This is a genomic window from Allochromatium palmeri (assembly GCF_009720725.1).
Classification (GTDB): domain Bacteria; phylum Pseudomonadota; class Gammaproteobacteria; order Chromatiales; family Chromatiaceae; genus Thermochromatium; species Thermochromatium palmeri.
In genome coordinates this window covers 1-2,200 of sequence record NZ_WNKT01000109.1, presented here as the reverse complement: position 1 = coordinate 2,200, position 2,200 = coordinate 1, and the positions used below count along the sequence as shown (strand labels likewise).

2 protein-coding genes are annotated in these 2,200 nt (G+C 60.3%); both read left to right on the top strand.

What is annotated here, in order from left to right; all coding sequences use genetic code 11:
* Positions 1–109: 109 nt before the first annotated feature.
* Positions 110–634, top strand: a complete 525-nt coding sequence (locus GJ668_RS19595) for a hypothetical protein (RefSeq protein WP_186343235.1) — start codon at positions 110–112, stop codon at positions 632–634.
* A complete protein-coding gene (gad, locus tag GJ668_RS19590) occupies positions 562–2,124 on the top strand; it encodes a glutamate decarboxylase (protein ID WP_246195035.1) in 1,563 nt (520 codons plus the stop codon). Before GJ668_RS19595 ends, gad begins: the two co-directional genes overlap by 73 nt.
* Positions 2,125–2,200: the final 76 nt, after the last annotated feature.

Genomic DNA, 2,200 nt, shown 5'->3' with positions numbered 1-2,200 from the left:
GCGCCAACCGAGGCTCACCGCGACGGCTTGATCGGATGCATACCACGAAAAGTTTCAAGAAGGCCTACTGGGCACTGGGAAGGAGCGTGTTTTTGTCCAAAGTCCAAAGGTGTTGAACGCGCCGCGATATGTGTTGCTGTTCCGGGATGGTGAGGCCGGACATAGCCTTGCCCTGCACGCCGACGATCATCGCCTTCGGTGGTTTGGGCGGCGCCCGGCTAACTGGGGTTATTGGCTGAATCTGGCGCAGTTGCTTGGCGCGACGATCTTCTTTGTACCCTGCGTGGTCGGCGTGCTATTGGCGACGCACCCTGCGATCGATGCCTTTGCTTGGTTCTGGCTACCGCAGATGATTGGTGCTAACTGGTTCATGATTGCAGCCTGGATGGCGATGCGTGAGGTGCAGCCGACCGCGCTAAAACCGGCCTGGGATACGCTCGGCTGGTGGAGTGGCTTATTCAATCTGCTTGGCGCCATCGGCTTCTTTTTCTGCGCCTGGTTCGGCTTCAAATCCGGTTTCGAGAACCCGATGCTCAGCAATCTCTCGACCTTTTTTGGTTCATGCTGCTTCCTGATTGCCAGTTATCTGATGCTGATCGAGATCATCAACCCAGAGGGTCCGGAAGGCCGTTGACACTGGCGCCTAAGCATCAGCCATGCGGTAAGCTCCGCACTTCCATTGCCGAGGAAAATTCAACGATGCCAAAGCAAGACGCGAGCAAGCGAAACGACCGGAATCCTATGTACAACGAGGCAGGAACCGCCGACGACGAGACTTACGGTTCAAGCGAACTCGCCACGGGTCTCCCGAAGTCGGCCTTCCCCGATGCCGAACGCGATCCGCGACGCATGTATGCCGCCGTCCGCGACGAACTGATGCTCGACGGCAACTCGCGTCAAAACCTCGCGACCTTCTGCCAGACCTGGGAAGAGCCCGAGATCCATCAGCTGATGGATGCCTGCATCGACAAGAACATGGTCGACAAGGACGAATATCCGCAGACCGCCGAGATCGAATCGCGCTGCGTGCGGATGCTGGCCGATCTCTGGAAGGCGCCGGCCAGCGACCACGCCGTTGGCTGTTCCACCACCGGCTCCAGTGAGGCCGCCATGTTGGGCGGGCTGGCCATGAAGCGTCGCTGGGAGGCGCGTCGCCGGGCCGAAGGCAAGCCCACCGACAAGCCGAATCTGATCACCGGGCCGGTTCAGATCTGCTGGCACAAATTCACTCGCTATTGGGATATCGAACACCGCGAGATCCCGATGGACAAGGGGCGGCTCCTGATGACGCCCGAAGAGGTGCTCCGCCGCTGCGATGAGAACACCATCGGCGTCGTGCCGACACTGGGCGTGACCTTCACCGGAGAATACGAGCCGGTCAAGCAGGTCAGCGATGCGCTGGACACGCTGCAGGCCGATACGGGTCTCGACATTCCGATCCACGTCGACGGCGCTAGCGGCGGCTTCCTCGCCCCGTTCTGCGCGCCTGAGCTGGAGTGGGACTTCAGTCTGCCGAGGGTGCGCTCGATCAACGCCTCGGGCCACAAATTCGGCCTCGCCCCGCTTGGTGTAGGCTGGGTGCTGTGGCGCGAAGAGCTGGACCTGCCCGAGAACATGGTGTTCTGGGTGAATTATCTCGGCGGCAACATGCGCGACATCGCACTGAACTTTTCGCGCCCAGGCGGGCAGATCGTTTGCCAGTATTACAACTTCCTCCGCCTCGGGCGGGAGGGCTACCGTAAGGTCCACACCGCCTGCTATCGCAGCGCTGAATACCTAGCCGACGAGATCGCGAAGATGGGGCCGTTCGAGATCGTCTTCGGCGGCGACATGGCGCGAGGCATCCCAGCAGTTTCATGGAAGATCAAAGAAGGCACCGATCCGGGCTTCACCCTGTTCGATCTCGCCGACCGGCTCCGAGTGCGCGGCTGGCAGGTGCCGGCCTATACGCTGCCGTCAAATTGTCAGGATCAAGCGATCCAGAGGATCTTAGTCCGCAACGGGGTTAGCCAGGATCTCTGTACGCTCCTTATCGATCACATGAAGGCGGCCTTGGAGCATATCGAAGCGCATCCGGTGAAGGAGTCGCTCACGAGCGAAGAGGCATCGGGTTTCCATCATTAACTGATGTTACGCAGCCGCCTTCAGTCGCCTGAGCTCGCCGAAGGCATGCTGAAGCGCCTCGACATAGAGCTTCGCG